This is a genomic window from Xanthomonas sp. LMG 12462, assembly GCF_009192885.1.
GTDB lineage: Bacteria > Pseudomonadota > Gammaproteobacteria > Xanthomonadales > Xanthomonadaceae > Xanthomonas_A > Xanthomonas_A sontii.
This window is the reverse complement of the sequence record NZ_NMPP01000017.1, coordinates 69,321-86,284: the sequence shown is the minus strand read 5'-3', so window position 1 is coordinate 86,284 and position 16,964 is coordinate 69,321. Positions and strand designations below refer to the sequence as shown.

Below are 16,964 nucleotides of genomic sequence, written 5' to 3'. Positions count from 1 at the left end.
GGGAATGGGGAATGGGAAAAGCGGCAGGGCTGCAGCGCGACGGGTCGCTGCGTTCGTCAGATCACTGCAATCGGGAATTACGGGCAACGCCGGGAACCCCGGCTTTTCCCATTCCCCATTCCCCATTCCCGACTCCCCGCTCATTTCCGCGGCGCCTCCACCTTGGCCAGCAACCCACCGAGGGCGTCGTCGGCGCTCTGGCCTTCGATCTGCAGTTCCGGGGCCAGGGCGATGCGGTGGCGCAGGGCCGGCTTGGCCACGTCGCGGATGTCGTCGGGGATGACGAAGTCGCGGCCGGACAGCACGGCTTGCGCGCGCGCCGCGCGGACCAGGGCGATGCTGCCGCGCGGGCCGGCGCCGAGCGCAATGCCGGGCCAGCGGCGGGTGGCGGCGACGATGCGCACGGCGTAGTCGATGACTTGCGGGTCGACGGCGATGGCCGCGGTGCCGGCCTGCATCGCCACCACGTCCTCGGCGCCGAGCACGCGCGGCACCTGCGACAGGTCGAAGTCGCCAGCGCTGCGGCCGCTGGTGACCGCGGCGACCATGCGCGCCTCGTCTTCCAGTTGCGGGTAGTCGATCAGGATCTTCAGCAGGAAGCGGTCCAGCTGCGCTTCCGGCAACGGGTAGGTGCCTTCCTGCTCGACCGGGTTCTGCGTGGCCAGGGCCAGGAACGGCGGCGCCAGCGGGAAGGCCGTGCCTTCGATGGTGACCTGGCCTTCCTGCATCACTTCCAGCAGCGCCGACTGGGTCTTGGCCGGGGCGCGGTTGATCTCGTCGGCCAGCAGCAGGTGGGTGAACACCGGGCCGCGGCGGATCTTGAAGCTCTCGGTCTTGGGGTCGTACACGGCGTGGCCGCTGACGTCGCTGGGCATCAGGTCCGGGGTGAACTGCACGCGTGCGTAGTTCAGTTCCAGGGCCTGCGCCAGCGCGCGCACCAGCAGGGTCTTGCCGAGGCCGGGCACGCCCTCGATCAGCACATGCCCGCCGGCTAGCAGCGCGATCAGGATCTGGTCCAGCACCTCCGGCTGGCCGATGAAGGCGTGGCCGACCGCGGCGCGGATCGCCTCGGCGCGTTCGATCAGGGCAGGGCCGGCGAGCGGCGCGACGGCGTCGGAGGAGGCGGTGGTCATAGCTGGTTTCTCATCTGGACGAGGAGGCGGATGCGCTCGCGCAAGGCGGCGGGTTGGTTGGGCGGCGGTGGTTGCAGCGCCTGTTCGACCTGCGCCACCGGCAGCTGCAGGCGTTCGGCGATGGCGGCGGCCTGGGCCGGGCCCTCCAGCGCGGCGGCGATCGGCGCGCGCCGGCGCAGCCGCGCCAGGAACGCCTCGCGTACCGCCGCGTGCAGCAGGTCGGCGCGGCCGTAGCGCAGCAGGTGTTCGCCGCTGGCGCGCACGTGTTCCAGCAGCGAACGGCGATCCTCGGCCGGCGCCGCGAGCAGCGGCCCGAAACGCTGCATGCGCGACCACAGCCAGGCCAGCAGGACCAGCAACGCGGGCAGCCAGGCCGGCCAGCCGCGGGTGAACAGGGTGCGCCACAGCGACGGCAGTTCGGCCGAATAGATCAGGTGGATGGTGCCCTGGCCGTAGTTCGGCCCCAGCACCTGGCGTGCCAGCAGGCGGTTGCCGGCCTCGCGCAGCCCGCCGCTGCGCAGCACCGGATCGTCTTCCATCGGCGAGCCCTCGAACATCCTGCCGAGCCGGTCGTCCTGGTTCTCGAGGAAATCCAGTTCCGACAGCACGTCCACGCTGCCGTCGCCGTAGGGCACGCGCGCGAACACGAAGTCGTCGTCCTCGCCGCTCCACCAGTTGCTGGGCGTATCCGGGTCGATGTTGAAGCGGCGGCCGCCGCAGAACACCTTGTGTGGCGCCGCGCCCGGCACCGCCATGACCAGGCAGTCGTCCGGGCTGCGCGCCTCGACGGTGATGTCCAGCGCTTCCAGGATCGGCACGTCGCCGCGCTTGACCTCCGCGGTGGGCGTGCGCAGCACCAGATGTCCGCCATGCTCCACCCAGTCCAGCAAGGCGTCGCCGTCGGCCTTGCCGAGCATGCGTGGGTCGCCATACAGCACCACGCTGTCGTGCGGGCGCAGGCGCATCGCCTCCAGGTCCAGGCGTTGCCGCGACTCGGCACGCACGCCGTCGGCGCGCAGGGTCTGGCGCAGCGCGTACAGCGGGTTGTAGGCGGCCTCGCCGCGCGGCGGCAGCACGATCTCCCGCTCGGCGCGTTCGTAGCGGCCGAAGAACCAGGCCGCGCCGACGCTGACCAGCAGCAGGCCGACCAGGAAGATCAGCGCATTGCGCGTGCCGCTGTTCATGCCTGCCACCGGAACTGGCGCTGCAGGTCGTCGACCAGCGCGTCGAAGGCGCCGTCCTCGGGCAGCCGGCCTGCATAGGCGGCGTGCTGCCAGACCCGCACCATGCGTGCGAACAGGCTGCGGTCGGCGTCATCGGGCAGGCGTTGCGCGGCGCGCAGGCACTGCGCCTCGGTGGCGCTGGGCGGCAGCACCAGATCGGCGCGCTCGCACAGCGTCGCCACGCTCGCCCGGTACAGCAGCGCGAGCGCGTCGCGGTGGCGGCCTTCGCGCCAGGCGCGTCGTGCCACCGTCGCCACGTCGTCCGGCAGCGGTTGCGGCGCCAGCACCGGCGTGTGCTCCGGTGCCGTCGCCACCGTTGCACGCCGGCGCCCGGTGCCGCGCATCCACGGCAGCCAGTGCCTGGCGGTCAGCAGCAGCATCAGCAGCAGGATGCCGGCCAGCACCCACATGCCCCACTTGCCGACGAACGCGATGGCCTGGGCGGTGGCCTTCATCCATTTGCCGAACGCGGTGAGGTCTTGCTGCTTGTCGTCCGGCTTGGGCGGTTCGTCGGGATTGCGCTTCTTCCAGTAGCCGATGGTGCGCTTGGCGGTCAGCAGCGGGTCGGCGTAGGCGCGGTCGGCGGCGCGGGCGAAGCGCGCATCGGCGGCGGGCTCGGTGTCGAACACCTCGTCCAGCGGGACCGGATGCGCGGCGTTGTGGTGGTGGGTATCGGCGGCGGACTTGCTGTCGGTGTCGGCATCCGCATCCGCATCACTGTCCGTGTCCGTGTGGGCATCGGTATCGGCATCGGTCCCGTCATCGCGCCCGGCGTCGGCGGGAGCATCCTGCTCCGCCGCCGTCTGCACCGCCGTGTCGTCGGCCGCCGGCTGCGCACGCAGCGCCGCGGCCGGCGCGGCGAGCAGGGCCACGCACAGCACCGCCAGCGGCGCGGCGCCGCGCAGGCGCGCGGCCATGCGACGCAGCGCCATTTCCACGTCCCAGGCTTCGAGCTGGGTACGCCGGTTGAGGTACAGGCCGAAGCCGGCGCCGACGAAGAACGGTTCGATCAGGGTGATCGCCAGCCAGGCGATGGCATTGAAGCCGATGTCCGCCCACACCGGGGTCTGCTGGCCGATCAGCGACCAGGCCGCGCGCGCGGTTTCCGGCAGCAGGTCGATGGGCACGAACAGGAAGATCGTGGCGATGCAGGCCAGGCTGAGCATGCCTTCGAACGTGGCGAAGACGCTGGCCATCAGCAGCGCATGGCCGTAGATCGCCCCGCCCAGGGTGCGGCGGCGCTCGCGCTGCTGGCTGGCGCTCGCGCCTTCCAGCAATTCCAGCGGCATGAACACGCTGCGCGCCGGACTCAACCGGCGCCAGGTCAGGTAGCCGATCAGGGTGCGCCAGCCCCAGGCGCCCTGCGCGCGCACGGTGTCGCGCACACGCGGCACGTCGCCGAACACCGCACGCGAGATCACGAACAGCGGGATCCGGTCCAGCACCGGCTTCAGCCACCACAGCAGCAGCGGTGCCAGCCACAGCGCATCGATCGCCCAGGCGCCGAGGTTGAGCACGGCGAACAGCGGCAGGGTGACCAGCAGCCAGGGCTTCCAGATCGCCCCGGCGTGGCGGCGGACCAGGGCGCTGCCCAGTTCCATCGCTTCCCAGGCCGAGCGTGCGCGCAGCACCACGTCCAGGCGCTCAATCCGCATCGATCGCCTCCGCGCGGCCGCGCCCGCCGCGCCACAGCCACGCCAGCACCAGCGTCCAGAGCGCCGCCGACACGCTGTACTTGATCCACGCAGGCACGGTCGCGATGGACGACCAGAACGCCTCGATGAAGGCGGCCACCAGCAGCATCGCAGCCACGCCCAGGCACAGCCGCGCGCCGATCTTGCCGCCTTCGACCAGCGCATCGATGCGCTGCCGCCGTCCCGGCGCCAGCACCTTCAGGCCGAGCTGCAGGCCGGCGCCGCCGGCGATCACGATCGCGGTCAGCTCGAACGGCGCATGCCCGGCAACGAAGCGCCAGAAGGTGACGCCGTAGCCGATCTGGTGCAGGTGCCCGGCCACCGCGCCGATGGTGATGCCGTTGAACAGCAGCACCAGCACCGTGCCCAGTCCAGCCAGCAGGCCACTGGCGAACGTGCGCAGGCCGATGCTGATGTTGTTCATGATGTAGTGGCCGAACATCTGCCAATCGGTGCCGCTGTCGCGGCCGAGCTTCTGTGCGCTGGCGGCCGGGTCGTACATGCGTTCGACCTGGGTGACCTGCATCGGGTCCATCAACCCGTGGATCAGTTCCGGACGGAACTGCAGCAGCACGAAGATGGTCACCAGCGGCACCACGAACAGCGCGGTGGCCGCCGCCATGTAGCCGGCCTGGCTGCGCACCAGCTGCGGGAACTCGGCGAACAGGAATTCCGCCGCGCGCCGCCAGCGCGGACGCGGCGCCCGGTACAGGACGGTGTGGCCCTGCTGCATCAGGTGCTGCAGGCGCGCGGTGACCTGCGGGCTGTAGCCGCGCCTGCGTGCCAGTGCCAGCTGGTGGCACACGCGCCGGTAGCGCGCCGGCATGTCCTCGTCGGCGAGCGGCGTCGGCTGCGCGGCGGTCTTGCTGGCGTCGTCGGCGGCGCCGGCCTTGTTCGGCGCCGACGTGCGCGCGCTGCGCTGCAGCCAGGCCTCGAACACCTGCCATTCCTGCTGATGACGGAGGACGAACTGTTCCTGTTTCATCGGCGGCCCAGCAGCCAGTTGGCCATCGCGTACAGGCGCAGCACCCCGGCCTGGCCCGGCGTGTCGGTCAGCGGCTGCGCCAGCGCGGCCAGTTCCAGTTGCCGCTCCGGGGTGAGCCGCGGCGCGCGCTCGGCGAAGGCGATCAGCGCCGCCTGTTCGGCCGGCAGCAGCGGTCGCGGCGGCGCGAGCGCGCTGGCGATCGGCGGCAGCGCCTCGTCCTCGCGCGGCGGCTGGTGCACCACCAGCGTGCCCGCGACCAGGTCGCCCAGGCGCCGCGAATGGGTGTCGAACAGGCAGGCGATCAGGCCGACGGCGTAGCCGAACGGCAGCATGTCCACGGTGCGCAGCAGGTTGCGGGTGATCGCGGCCATCCAGCCCACCGGCGCGCCGTTGCGCGCCACCACGCGCAGGCCCAGCGCCTGCTTGCCCAGGGTCTGGCCGCGCCAGCCCTCCAGCACGATCGGGTACGCCCAGAACACCAGGAACATCGCCACCAGGTACAGGCCCTGGCCGAGGCCGCCGAGCAGGCCGAGGAACATGCCCATGGCGGTGAGCAGGGCGAAGCGCAGCGCCAGGTCGATCAGCCAGGCCAGCGCGCGCGGCACCGCACCGGCGGCCGGCAGATGCAGCGGCACGCCCTCGGGGGTGATGACTTCGCGGTAGGTATCGAGCATGCCGCTTACCGCCGCCAGGTGGTGCGGCGGACACGGGCACCTGCGATGTGGGGAGGCCGTCCTTCCGTTCGGCCGGCTGCCTGTGGCGGCATGCTGCTCTCGACTGCGTCCTGCTCCGAAGCGGCACTTTAGCCGGCGTGGCGTGAATTGCCCAGCACGCCGGCGGCGCCGATCAGCGTACCGTGCCGCCGTCGCGCTGGCGCCCGGAGAACAGCTTGCGCACGCCGGCGACCAGCGCCATCAGGCCGACCAGCAGCAGCTTCCAGGCCTTGGCCAACAACAGGCCCAGCTTGGCGAACAGGCCGGCCTTGGCCGCCAGGCCGCCGCCGATCAGGGTAGCCAGGCCGTAGCTGGCGATCTTGTCGGTGGACGGGTTGTGGTCGGCATAGCGGGCGCCGCTGTCGAACTCGGCCATCGGCAGCAACTGCTGCATGCCCTCGCGCACCTGCGCCAGTTCGCCCATGCCGGAGACCGCATTGAGGCTCAGATAGCCATGCCGGCCGAGCACGCGGATGTCGTAGTTGAGGGTGTGCTCGTGCTCGCCGGCGAACGCCAGTTCGCGCGCCCAGTACAGCTTCTTGCTGCCGGTGTCGTAGCGCGGCGGCACCGCCCAGCCGATCAGGTCGACCTGCTCGTAGCCGGCCTTCTTGCGCTGCGCGTTGGAGTCGCGCGTCTCCTCCTGCATGTCCTTGAGCATGGCCTGGTAGTCGATCTTGCTGGCGTCCTCGTCGGACACGTAACCGTCGTCGGAATAGGTGACGACCACCGCCCAGCTGCCCTTCTCGTCGAGCGCGGGCTGGCGCGGCACGATCAGGCCCAGCACGTCGTCGTCGGGCGGGTTGCCCCAGTAGCTTTCCAGCACCCTGCGCGCGTCGGCCTTGTCCAGAAAGCGGAACGCCGGGCCGAGGTCGAAATGCACCTTGGCCTGCGGCAGTTCGATATGCCCGTCGCGGAAATGCAGCGAGCCGACGAACTGCTCGGCGGTCATGTCCGGGCCGTTGTCCTGGGCCAGGGCCGGGCCGGCGGTGGCGCACAGCGCGCAGAAAAAAACGGCCAGCAGGCCGCGCAGCGAGATCTTGATCATCGGCGATTCCATTCGTTCGGTGGCGTCCCCACGCCAGAGGCGCCTAGTGTCGCGCAAGCGCGCGGCGCACGCCAGCCGCGGCGCAGGTGCCGCAACCACCGCAGTGGCCTCAGCCGTTGCCGGTGAGGTAACGGTCCTTCAGCCGCACGTAGTGCTGCGCCGAGTAGTGCAGGCTCTCGATCTCCTTGTCGCTGAGCATGCGCGCCTTGCGCGCGGGATTGCCCAGCCACAGCTCTCCCTCGCCGACGGTCTTGCCCGGGCCGACCACCGCACCGGCACCGACGAAGCCGTATTTCTTCACCGTGGCGCCGTCGAGGATGCAGGCGCCCATGCCGATCAGGCACAGGTCCTCGATGGTGCAGGCATGGATGATGGTGCCGTGGCCCACGGTCACGTCCGCGCCGATCAGGGTCGGGTAGCCGGCCGCGTTGAACGGGCTGTGGTGGCTGACGTGGATGATGCTGCCGTCCTGGATGTTGCTGCGCGCGCCGATGCGCACGTAGTTGACGTCGCCGCGGATCACCGTGCCCGGCCATACCGACACGTCGTCCTCCAGCACCACGTCGCCGATCACGGTGCAGGCCGGGTCGACATAGACGCGCGCGCCCAGCTGCGGAGTCGTGTCGAGGTAGGGGCGGATCGGGGACATGCTGCTCTCCGGCGGTGGGCGGCCGGCGGCCACGCGGGCGCCGATGATAGCGCGGCGCCTGGCGCCGGCTGCCGCCCGTGGAGCGCCCGAGCGGCTGGGCGAAGCACGCGGTTGTGCGATAAACGCACCGCTAATCGATATTCGCACTTGAATGGTGCAGTGCGATAAAACTAGCGTTGCCGCTGTCCCGGCGTCTGGCAGCGCGCGACGCGTGCCCGCTGGCGGCCGCGGCGCCGCCCGCCGCCGGTGCGGTCCCGATTCTGTTGGAGATGGTGCATGTCCTGTGCGTTTTCCCGCGGCCTGGCCCTGCTCGCGGCCCTGCTTCCCGGTGCCGTGTGCGCCTACCAGGCCGAGCCGCCGCCGCCGGAGCGCAGCGTGCTCACCGTGGACCGCTACGCCGACGACGATGCCCCGGGCTCCCTGCGCTGGGCGATCGCCACCGCCAACCAGGCCCCCGGCCGTTACCGCATCGAGATCGCCGCGGTGGGCGCGCCGCCGTACGTGATCCGCCCGCGCGCGCCGCTGCCGGCGCTGCAGGGGCCGCTGCAGGTGGCGGGCCTGGCGCGGGCGCACGACGGCCAGTACATCGCCATCGACGGTGCCGGCTACATCCACGGCAAGGGCACCGCCGCCTGCCCGGGCGCGGAGAAGGGCCAGTTCGGCACCAACGTGCGCAGCACCACGCTGCCGGGCCTGGTGCTGCGCGACACCCAGGGCGTGGAACTGAGCGGCCTGGAGATCCGCAACTTCTGCATCGGCGTGCTGCTCAACCGCGCCAGCGACAATGTGCTGCGCGACAACCGCATCGTCGCCAACCACGGCGGCGCCGGGGTGATGCTGACCGGCGACGACGGCAACGGCCAGTCCACCGCCACCACCACGGTGCGCAACCGCATCGAGCGCAACACCTTCCTCGACAACGGCGACGGCCTGGAACTGACCCGCGGCGCGGCCTGGAACCTGGTGGCCGACAACGTGTTCCGCTCCACCGACGCCAACCCCGAGCCCTCGCAGGGCATCGAGATCCTGTGGGGCAACGACAACACCGTGCTGCGCAACCGCTTCGAGCGCTATTCCGACGGGCTGCAGATCAACTGGGGCAACCGCAACACCATCGCCGACAACGACTTCGCCGGCAATTCGATCGGGGTCAGCGTCACTGGCCGCGACAATCTGATCGAGGGCAACCGCCTGACCGGCAACGGCATCGGCATCGCGGTACGCCCGCAGCCGCGTAGCGAGCCCAACCGGTTCAGCGCCAACCTGCTGTCCGGCAATGGCCTGAAGATCGAACGCTGCTTCGCCGGCGGTGCCTGCGCCCCGGGCCAGCCGCGCGGCGCCATCGTGTTCGGCGTGCCGGGCCTGGAGCATGCGCCCTTCGTCGGCTCGCGCGGCATCGGCGTCGATCCGGACCCGCGCAAGCGCGCGGCGATCTGCGGCGCTGCTGCGCCCGACGGTTGCCAACCGCCGCCGAACTTCGGCCAGGCCGCTCCGCAGTTGCGCGCGATCGAGCGTGGCGCCGGCGTGCCGCAGGTGCAGGGCAGCTTCGTCGGCCGGCCCGGCCATCTCTACACGGTGGAGCTGTTCGGCAATCGCCGGCCCGGCGACGACGAGGCCGAACGCTATCTGGGCCGCGTCGAGGCGCAAGTGGATGCACAGGGACAGGGCCGCTTTGCGCTGCCGCTGGACGGCGACGGCGACGGCGACGGCGCGGCGTTGGCCACGCTCACCGCCACCGTCACCAGCGACGATGGCGCGACCTCGCCGCTGAGCGCGCCACTGGCGGTGGCGCCGTGAGCCGCCTACCGTCGCTGCCGGCCTGGTCGCTGCTGGCCGGGGCCATCGCCTTCGCCCCGGCGGTCGCCGCCGCGCAGGACGCCGCCGACCTGGCGCACAGCACCTTGACCGGCGACTGGGACGGCACGCGCAGCGACTGGCTGCAGCGCGGCGTCAACGTGCGCGGCGACTACGTCGGCGAAGCCATGGGCCTGGTCGACGGCGGCCGCGGCGAGCGCGGTGCGCGCTATGCGCAGCAGGTGCGGCTGGGCGTGGACCTGGACCTGGCGAAACTGGCCGGCTGGGGCGGCGGCACGCTGCACGTGACCGTCAACGACCGCCGCGGCCGCAGCACCTCGGCCGACCTGCTCGGCAACCGCTTCCCGATCCAGGAAGCCTACGGCGGCCAGTTCACCCGGCTCACCGAACTGAGCTACGACCGCCGTTTCAACGACGGGCGCAGCTACATCAAGGCCGGCTTCTACGCGATGGGCAACCAGTTCGGCGCGCACACGCTGCTGACCAACTTCGTCAACGCCGCGTTCTGCGCGCATCCGCTGGCGATGTCCGGCAACAGCGGCTGGTACAACTATCCGAACGCACGCTGGGGCGCGGAAGTGGCGCAGCAACTGACGCCGGCGGCGAACCTGCGGGTCGGCTGGTTCCAGGTCAACCCCAGCACCAACAACAACGTGCACACCGCCTTCGACCTGGACGCGCGCGGCACCACCGGCTCGCTGTTCCCCGTCGAACTCACCTGGACGCCGGGCGCCGGCGGCAACTACCCGGGCACCTACAAGTTCGGCGGCTACTACGACTCCTCGCGCGTGCCGCGCAAGGGCCTGGACCCGCGCGCCACCACCGGCCGCGACGGCGCCTACCTGCTGGTGGAACAGAAGCTGTATTCGCCCGGCGGCGAGCGCGGCCGCGGCCTCACCGGCTTCGCCCAGTACATGGTGTCCGACCATGCCACCGCGCAGATCACCCGTTGGTACGCGCTGGGCGGCGTCTACCAGGGCATCGGCCGGCGCAGCCAGGACCGCATCGCGCTGGGCTACGTCGGCGCCGACATCAACCATCGCCTGCTCGACGCGCGCCGCGCGGCGCTGCGCGATGCCGGCGTGCCGCCGGAGGCGCCGGTGTTCGCGCTCGATACCGCCGAGGAACTCTACGAACTGTCCTACAGCGCGCAGCTGACCCCTTGGCTGATGCTGCGGCCGGACGTGCAGTACATCGTCAACCCCGGCACCTTCGCCTATGCGCGCACCGACAACGCGCTGGCGGTGGGGCTGCAGGTCAAGCTCACCTTCTGAGCGCGCGCTGCGCGCCTCCTGCCCAGGCCGATCCCGATGCCCTTGTTCTCACGACGACTGACCTTCCTGTGCTGCGCCGGCCTGCTGCTGGCATCGCCGCTGCAGGCCGCACCCGCGGCGCCTCCGGCAGCGGCGCCCGCCGCGCCGTCCGCGGGCGCGCCGCTGCCGCCGCCGCGCGTGCTGCAGATCCGCGGGCTCGCCATCGGCACCGGCCTGCCCAAGATCATCGTGCCGATCACCGCGCACGATGCCGGGGAGGCGCTGGCGCAGGCGCAGCGCATCGCCGCCTCGCCCGATGCGGACCTGGCCGAGTGGCGCATCGACCTGATGGACGGGGCCACCGACGCGGCGGCGCTGGCGGCCCTGGGGCCGCGCCTGGCGCAGGCACTGCACGGCAAGCCGCTGCTGCTGACCTTCCGTACCAAGGCCGAGGGCGGTGCGGTGGCGATCGACGATGCCGCCTACGGCGCGCTGTACGCGCGCCTGCTGGACGCGCGCTTCGCCGACCTGCTCGACGTGGAGATGTTCCGCGACCCGGCGGTGCTGCGGCAGGTGGTCGAGCGCGCACACCGGCAGGGCGTGTACGTGGTGATGTCCAGCCACGACTTCCACGCCACCCCGCCGGTGGCGGAGATCGTGGCGCGGCTGCAGCGGCAACAGGCGCTGGGCGCCGACGTGCTGAAGATCGCGGTGATGCCGCGAGATCCGGGCGACGTGCTGCACCTGCTCGACGCCACCTGGCAGATGCGCCAGCGCAGTGGCCAGCCGCTGCTGACCATGGCGATGGGGCCGCTGGGTGCGGTGTCGCGGCTGTCCGGCGAGACCTTCGGGCAGAGCCTGACCTTCGGCATGCTCGGCAGCGCCTCGGCGCCCGGGCAGATCGACGCGGCGCGGTTGCGGCAGACGCTCGATGCGCTGCATGCCGCCGCGCCGCCCAAGTAATCCCGCGACGCTGCCGTCCTCGTTCGCCGTTCCTGCAGGAGTGTTGCCATGAGCCATGCCGCCGCCCCGCCCACCGCCCTCGTCCTGAATCGCATGAGCGGGTTCCAGTGGACGGCGATCGCGGTCTGCGTGCTGTTGAACATGCTCGACGGGTTCGACGTGATGGTGATGGCCTTCATCGCCCCGCACGTGTCGGAGGCCTGGCGTTTGTCCGGCAAGCTGCTGGGGATCGCGCTCAGCGCCGGGCTGGTGGGCATGGCGCTGGGCTCGCTGCTGCTGGCGCCGCTGGCCGACCGCTGGGGCCGGCGCAACATGATCCTGTGCTGCCTGGCGATCCTGACCGTCGGCATGGCCGCCTCGGCACTGGCGCAGGACATCTGGCAACTTGCGGCGCTGCGCGTGTTCACCGGCATCGGCATCGGCGGCATGCTCGCCGGCGTCGGCGTGATCACCGCCGAATACGCCAGCCCGAAGTGGCGCAGCACCGCAGTGGCCCTGCAGGCCACCGGCTATCCCATCGGCGCCACGCTGGGCGGGTTGATCGCCGCGATGCTGCTGGAACGCTGGGGCTGGCATGCGGCCTTCCTGTTCGGCGCACTCGCCTCGCTGCTGTGCATCCCGGTGGTGCTGGCGCTGCTGCCCGAATCGCTGGACTTCCTGCTCAGCCGGCGCCCGCCGGATGCGCTGGCGCGGCTCAACGTGCTGCTGGCGCGCATGCGTGCACCGACCCTTGACGCGCTGCCGCCGCGCCCGCCGGTGCAGGAGAAGGCGGGCTACGCTGCGTTGTTCACCCCGCAACTGCGCCGCAACAGCGTGCTGATCGCGCTGGGCTTCTTCATGCACATGTTCGCCTTCTATTTCGTGCTGAGCTGGACGCCGAAACTGCTGGTGCAGGCCGGGCTGTCGGCCGAGCAGGGCGTCACCGGCGGGGTGCTGTTGAACCTGGGCGGCATCGTCGGCGGCGCCTTGTTCGGCGGCCTGGCCGCACGTTTCGCGCTGCCGCGGTTGACCGCCGTCAGCTTCCTGATCGCCGCACTGGGAATGGCGGCGTTCGCCACGCTCGGCACGCAGTTGCAGCTGGCCTTCCCCGTGGCCTTCGTGATCGGTGCGGCGCTGTTCGGCTCGATGGCCGGCCTGTATGCGGTGGCGCCGATCGTGTTCGCGCCCACCGTGCGCACCACCGGCCTGGGCTGGGCGATCGGCATCGGCCGCGTCGGCGCGATCCTTTCGCCGATGACCGTCGGCGTGCTGGTCGACGCCGGCTGGCAGCCGGCCAATCTGTACTACGTGCTGGCGTTGCCGCTGCTGGTGGCCATTGCCGCGGTGCTGACGATGCGGCTGCAGCCGGCACGGTGAGGGCGGGGCGGCGCGGGCGCGAGTCTGTCTAGTCTTCGAGGACAATGCGCTTTGCGGCGCGGCCTGGCCTGCGTCACCCGATCGGCGCCGGGTCCGGCGCCGTACCCCATGTGTCGGCCAACCTGCCGCGCCTCGGTCGAGGCGCTGTGAGGTCTCACGAACGCGGGTCCATCCATTGCCACCGCACGCAGGTGGCAATGGCGTGCCGTTTTCCTACTTGGCGTTCGGCAAGGCGTAGGCGATCACGTAGTCGCCGCGGTCCGGCGATTGCCGCGCGCCGCCGGCGGTGATCACGATGTACTGCTTGCCGGTCTTGGTCGACACGTAGGTCATCGGCCCGCCCTGGCTGCCCACCGGCAGCCGTGCCTTCCACAGTTCCTTGCCGGTGCCGCTGTCGAACGCCCGCAGGTAATAGTCCTGGGTGCCGGCGATGAACACCAGGCCGCTCTGCGTGGCCAGGGTGCCGCCCAGGGTCGGCATGCCGACCGGGATCGGCAGGTGCATCTTGAAGCCGAGCGGGCCGGTGTCCTGCACGGTGCCCACCGGCACCTGCCAGGCGATGCTGCGGGTCTTCAGGTCGATCGCGCTGAGCGTGCCGAACGGCGGCGCCTGGCAGGGGATGCCCAGCGCCGACAGGAAGCGGTTCTTGTTGACCGCGTATGGCGTGCCCTTCAGCGGCACCGCGCCCATGCCGGTGTTGACCGCCTCGCCGCCGCTGGAGGCGGCGGCCTTGTCGGCCTTCTGCGGAATCATCTGCACCCACAGCCCCAGGCGCATGTCGTTGGCGAACACCACGTCGTGCACCGGGTCGACCGACAGCCCGCCCCAGTTCATGCCGCCCAGCGAGCCGGGGAAGCTCAGCGACACATCGGTACCGGGCGCGGTGTACAGGCCCTCGTAGCGCATCTTCTTGAAGGCGATGCGGCACAGCATCTGGTCCAGCAGGGTGGCGCCCCACATGTCCGCTTCGCTCAGGTGCTTGGTGCCGATCTGCGGCATGCCCACCGACAGCGGCTGGGTCAGCGCATACGGTTCGTGCGGGATGTCGGCGGCCTTCACCGGCACCTCGCGGACCTCGGTCAGCGGTTTGCCGGTGGCGCGGTCGAGCACGTACAGCTGGCCGGCCTTGGTGCCGACGATCAGCGCCGGCACCTTGCGGCCGTCGGCCATCGGGAACTCGATCAGGCTCGGCTGCATCGGCAGGTCGAAGTCCCACAGATCGTTGTGCACGGTCTGGTAGACCCATTTGACCTGGCCGGTGCTGGCGTCCAGCGCGGTGATCGAGGCGCCGAAGCGGTGGTCCAGCGCGCTGCGCTCGGCACCGTACAGGTCGGTGGACGGGCTGCCCATCGGCAGGAACACCGTGTTGGAGGCGGCGTCGTAGGACATCGGCGCCCACACGTTCGGCGTGCTGCGCACATAGGTCTTGCCCGCGGCCGGCGGCTGCGTGTCCTGCGGGTTGCCCGGGTCGAAGGCCCAGCGCTGTGCGCCGGTGATCACGTCGAAGCCGCGGATCACGCCGCCGGGCATGTCGGCCTGCACGTTGTCGGCGACGCGGCCGCCCACCACCACCGTGGTCCCGGCCACGGTCGGCGCCGAGGTCAACTGGTAGAACGGATCGGGTGCGGCGCCGAGGCCGGCCTTCAGGTCGACCTGGCCGTTCTGGCCGAAGCCGCTGCAGAACGCGCCGGTGTCCGCGTCCAGCGCGATCAGCCGCGCATCGATGGTGTTGGTCAGCACGCGGCGCCTGCAGTTGGCGCCGGCCGGCAGCGCCGCCGCCACCGGCGAGGCGTTGGCGGCGCTGGGCTGGACCAGCGGCGCATCGGCATCGAAGTAGGCCAGGCCGCGGCAGCGCTGCCAGACCGAGGACTGCGCGTTGATCTCGTGCTTCCACAGCTGCCGGCCGCTGCTGGCGTCCAGCGCGATGACGTTGTTGTGCGGGGTGCACACGTACAGCGTCTCGCCGATCTGCAGCGGGGTGGTCTGGTCCTCGGCGCCGTTGCCGTCGCTGAGGGCGATGTCGCCGGTGCGGTAGGTCCAGGCCACCTGCAACTGGCCGACGTTGCCGCGGCCGATCTGGTCCAGCGCGGCGAAGCGGCTGCCGCCGGCGGTGTTGCCGTAGTGGCTCCAGTCGCGCTGCGCCTGCGCCGGGGTCACCGGCACCGGTGCCGGGCCGGGGCCGCTGGCGGCCACCGGCGGATGCGGCACGAACATCCCGGCAAGGCCGCCGGCGCAGGCCAGCGCCAGCACCGCCGCCAGTGCATAGGCGCCGCGTCCGCCGGGCAGGCCGCGGGCGCGGCGCAGGGTCGGGTAGACCAGGGCGACCAGCAGCGCCAGCACCGCCGGCATCATCAGCCGCGACACCAGCGGCCAGAACGCCAGGCCGGCATCCCAGTACGCCCAGGCCACGCTCAGCACGAACGCCAGTGCGTACAGCCAGGCACCGGCCGGACGCCGCCGCAGCAGCAGCACGGCCGAGACCACGCAGGCCGCGCCCATCGCCAGGAAGTAGAGGCTGCCGCCGAGGGTGGCCAGGCGGATGCCGCCGACCAGCAGCGCCAGCCCGATCAGCGCCAGCAGCAGGCCGACGCTCCACAGCAAGATCCGGCCGCCGGCCGACACATCCGATTGGGTTTGCACGTTTTCGATCCTCTGCAGGGGAGACGCACGGCGTCCGCGGCCGGCCACGAGGGCGGCGAAGGCGGGCGTGCGCACGATGACATGCCGCGTCTGGAAAGGACGTCGCCACGTTGGGCGATTATCGCATTTGTGTTCGGTAATAGAACGAATGGCGCCGTCCGCCGGTGCGACGCTGTGTGCCGGTTTCCGACGTTTCTCCGACCTTGGTGAAGCCCGTACAACGCACTGTTACAGACATGGTGCGATGCGACACATCCGTGGAGTAGCGTTGCGCGTTTCTTCCCAGCCGCACTCCCCATGTCCGACCGTTTCCAGGCGCCTCGTCGTCCCGTTCGCTGTGCCGTATTGCTGGCCGTTGCCGTGGCCGGAGGCTGCTCCGGCGACAAGCCGGCGGCCGCGCCGCCGCCGCGGGTGGGGGTGCTGACCCTGGGCGCGCGCACGCTGCCGGTGGAGCGCACCCTGGCCGGTCGCACCGTGGCCTACGAGACCGCCGACGTGCGCCCGCAGGTCGGCGGGCTGCTGCGCCAGCGCCTGTTCCAGGAGGGCCAGGAGGTCAAGGCCGGGCAGGCGCTGTACGTGATCGATCCGGCGCCGTACCAGGCCGCCTACGACATCGCCCGCGGCAACCTGGTGCAGGCCGAGGCGGCGCTGGCCAGCGCGCGGCCCAAGGCCGAGCGCACCCGCAGCCTCACCGACATGGACGCGGCCAGCAAGCAGGATGCCGACGATGCGGTGTCCGCGCTGCGCCAGGACGAGGCGGCGGTGGTCGCGGCCAAGGCGGCGTTGCAGGCGGCGCGCATCAACCTCGACTACACCCGCATCACCGCGCCGATCTCCGGCACCATCGGCACCTCCGCCTACACCGTCGGCGCGCTGCTCACCGCCGCGCAGGACGCGGCGCTGACCACCATCCAGCGCCTGGATCCGATCTACCTGGACGTCACCCAGTCCAGCACGCAGATGCTGGCGCTGCGCCGCCAGCTCGACGCCGGGCAGATCCACGCCATCGACGGCAAGGCGCAGGTGCAGGTGCGGCTGGAGGACGGCAGCACCTATCCGCACGCCGGCACGCTGGAGTTCGTCGGCACCCAGGTCAACGCCGGTACCGGCAACGTCACCCTGCGCGCGGTGGTGCCCAATCCCGAACACCTGCTGCTGCCGGGCATGTACCTGCGCGCGGTGCTACCGATGGCCACCGACCAGGGCGCGGTGCTGGTGCCGCAGCAGGCGGTGACCCGCGACAGCAAGGGCGAGCCGGTGGTGAAGCTGCTGGATGCGCACGACAAGGTGGTGGAGCGGCACATCCGCACCGGCGAGGCCATCGGCCACGACTGGCTGGTGGAGTCCGGGCTCAAGCCGGGCGAGCGCCTGATCGTGGTCAACGGCAGCCGCGCCGAACTCGGCAAGCCGGCGCAGCCGTATCCGGTCACCGCCGCCCAGCTCGATGCCGCGCCGGCGCTGCCGGGCGACGACGCCCAGGCCGACTGAGGACTCC

General features: G+C 71.4%; 13 protein-coding genes. 5 read left to right on the top strand and 8 right to left on the bottom strand.

Annotated features, from left to right (window positions below):
• Positions 1–140: 140 nt before the first annotated feature.
• The 7 genes from CEK69_RS06200 to CEK69_RS06170 all read right to left on the bottom strand — a co-directional run bounded on the left by CEK69_RS06200 (position 141) and on the right by CEK69_RS06170 (position 7,442).
• Positions 141–1,133: a MoxR family ATPase gene (locus tag CEK69_RS06200; protein ID WP_152244463.1), complete on the bottom strand. Its 993-nt coding sequence runs from the start codon at positions 1,131–1,133 to the stop codon at positions 141–143.
• Positions 1,130–2,317, bottom strand: coding sequence for a DUF4350 domain-containing protein (locus CEK69_RS06195; RefSeq protein WP_148827485.1), 1,188 nt, complete (start codon positions 2,315–2,317; stop codon positions 1,130–1,132). Before CEK69_RS06195 ends, CEK69_RS06200 begins: the two co-directional genes overlap by 4 nt.
• Positions 2,314–4,011, bottom strand: coding sequence for a DUF4129 domain-containing protein (locus CEK69_RS06190; protein WP_152244461.1), 1,698 nt, complete (start codon positions 4,009–4,011; stop codon positions 2,314–2,316). The genes CEK69_RS06195 and CEK69_RS06190 overlap by 4 nt, the downstream gene beginning before the upstream one ends.
• Entirely contained in the window at positions 4,001–5,035 is a 1,035-nt protein-coding gene (locus tag CEK69_RS06185) for a stage II sporulation protein M (RefSeq protein ID WP_152244459.1), read from the bottom strand. The genes CEK69_RS06190 and CEK69_RS06185 overlap by 11 nt, the downstream gene beginning before the upstream one ends.
• On the bottom strand, positions 5,032–5,709 hold the full coding sequence (locus CEK69_RS06180; protein WP_150410941.1) for an RDD family protein: 678 nt from the start codon (positions 5,707–5,709) through the stop codon (positions 5,032–5,034). Before CEK69_RS06180 ends, CEK69_RS06185 begins: the two co-directional genes overlap by 4 nt.
• A 172-nt stretch (positions 5,710–5,881) precedes the next feature.
• A complete protein-coding gene (locus CEK69_RS06175) occupies positions 5,882–6,805 on the bottom strand; it encodes a DUF2167 domain-containing protein (protein ID WP_152244457.1) in 924 nt (307 codons plus the stop codon).
• Between the two features lie 97 nt (positions 6,806–6,902).
• On the bottom strand, positions 6,903–7,442 hold the full coding sequence (locus CEK69_RS06170; RefSeq protein WP_152244455.1) for a gamma carbonic anhydrase family protein: 540 nt from the start codon (positions 7,440–7,442) through the stop codon (positions 6,903–6,905).
• A 276-nt stretch (positions 7,443–7,718) separates the two neighbouring features.
• Between CEK69_RS06170 and CEK69_RS06165 the strand changes: the two genes are divergently transcribed.
• The 4 genes from CEK69_RS06165 to CEK69_RS06150 are packed head-to-tail and all read left to right on the top strand — an operon-like array spanning position 7,719 to position 12,829.
• On the top strand, positions 7,719–9,239 hold the full coding sequence (locus tag CEK69_RS06165; RefSeq protein WP_152244453.1) for a right-handed parallel beta-helix repeat-containing protein: 1,521 nt from the start codon (positions 7,719–7,721) through the stop codon (positions 9,237–9,239).
• Positions 9,236–10,531 (top strand): carbohydrate porin, encoded by a 1,296-nt coding sequence (locus CEK69_RS06160; protein WP_152244451.1) that lies wholly within the window; start codon positions 9,236–9,238, stop codon positions 10,529–10,531. Before CEK69_RS06165 ends, CEK69_RS06160 begins: the two co-directional genes overlap by 4 nt.
• Before the next feature lie 42 nt (positions 10,532–10,573).
• Positions 10,574–11,473 carry a type I 3-dehydroquinate dehydratase gene (gene aroD, locus CEK69_RS06155; RefSeq protein WP_226975060.1) on the top strand — a complete coding sequence of 300 codons (900 nt, stop codon included), beginning with the start codon at positions 10,574–10,576 and terminating at the stop codon, positions 11,471–11,473.
• Between the two features lie 48 nt (positions 11,474–11,521).
• A complete protein-coding gene (locus tag CEK69_RS06150; RefSeq protein WP_152244449.1) occupies positions 11,522–12,829 on the top strand; it encodes an MFS transporter in 1,308 nt (435 codons plus the stop codon).
• 213 nt (positions 12,830–13,042) lie between these two features.
• Here the strand turns inward: CEK69_RS06150 and CEK69_RS06145 are convergent, their stop codons facing one another.
• The gene (locus tag CEK69_RS06145) at positions 13,043–15,469 is read right to left on the bottom strand and encodes a glucose/quinate/shikimate family membrane-bound PQQ-dependent dehydrogenase (protein ID WP_152244447.1); all 2,427 of its coding nucleotides are present in this window, start codon (positions 15,467–15,469) and stop codon (positions 13,043–13,045) included.
• A 345-nt stretch (positions 15,470–15,814) separates the two neighbouring features.
• Between CEK69_RS06145 and CEK69_RS06140 the strand changes: the two genes are divergently transcribed.
• The gene (locus CEK69_RS06140) at positions 15,815–16,957 is read left to right on the top strand and encodes an efflux RND transporter periplasmic adaptor subunit (RefSeq protein ID WP_017916319.1); all 1,143 of its coding nucleotides are present in this window, start codon (positions 15,815–15,817) and stop codon (positions 16,955–16,957) included.
• Positions 16,958–16,964 lie beyond the last annotated feature (7 nt).

What these genes read in the sequence shown, in the direction of transcription:
- CEK69_RS06200 (WP_152244463.1), bottom strand. Translation starts at nt 1,133, where the DNA reads ATGACCACCGCCTCCTCCGACGCCGTCGCGCCGCTCGCCGGCCCTGCC.
- CEK69_RS06195 (WP_148827485.1), bottom strand. Translation starts at nt 2,317, where the DNA reads ATGAACAGCGGCACGCGCAATGCGCTGATCTTCCTGGTCGGCCTGCTG.
- CEK69_RS06190 (WP_152244461.1), bottom strand. Translation starts at nt 4,011, where the DNA reads ATGCGGATTGAGCGCCTGGACGTGGTGCTGCGCGCACGCTCGGCCTGG.
- CEK69_RS06185 (WP_152244459.1), bottom strand. Translation starts at nt 5,035, where the DNA reads ATGAAACAGGAACAGTTCGTCCTCCGTCATCAGCAGGAATGGCAGGTG.
- CEK69_RS06180 (WP_150410941.1), bottom strand. Translation starts at nt 5,709, where the DNA reads ATGCTCGATACCTACCGCGAAGTCATCACCCCCGAGGGCGTGCCGCTG.
- CEK69_RS06175 (WP_152244457.1), bottom strand. Translation starts at nt 6,805, where the DNA reads ATGGAATCGCCGATGATCAAGATCTCGCTGCGCGGCCTGCTGGCCGTT.
- CEK69_RS06170 (WP_152244455.1), bottom strand. Translation starts at nt 7,442, where the DNA reads ATGTCCCCGATCCGCCCCTACCTCGACACGACTCCGCAGCTGGGCGCG.
- CEK69_RS06165 (WP_152244453.1), top strand. Translation starts at nt 7,719, where the DNA reads ATGTCCTGTGCGTTTTCCCGCGGCCTGGCCCTGCTCGCGGCCCTGCTT.
- CEK69_RS06150 (WP_152244449.1), top strand. Translation starts at nt 11,522, where the DNA reads ATGAGCCATGCCGCCGCCCCGCCCACCGCCCTCGTCCTGAATCGCATG.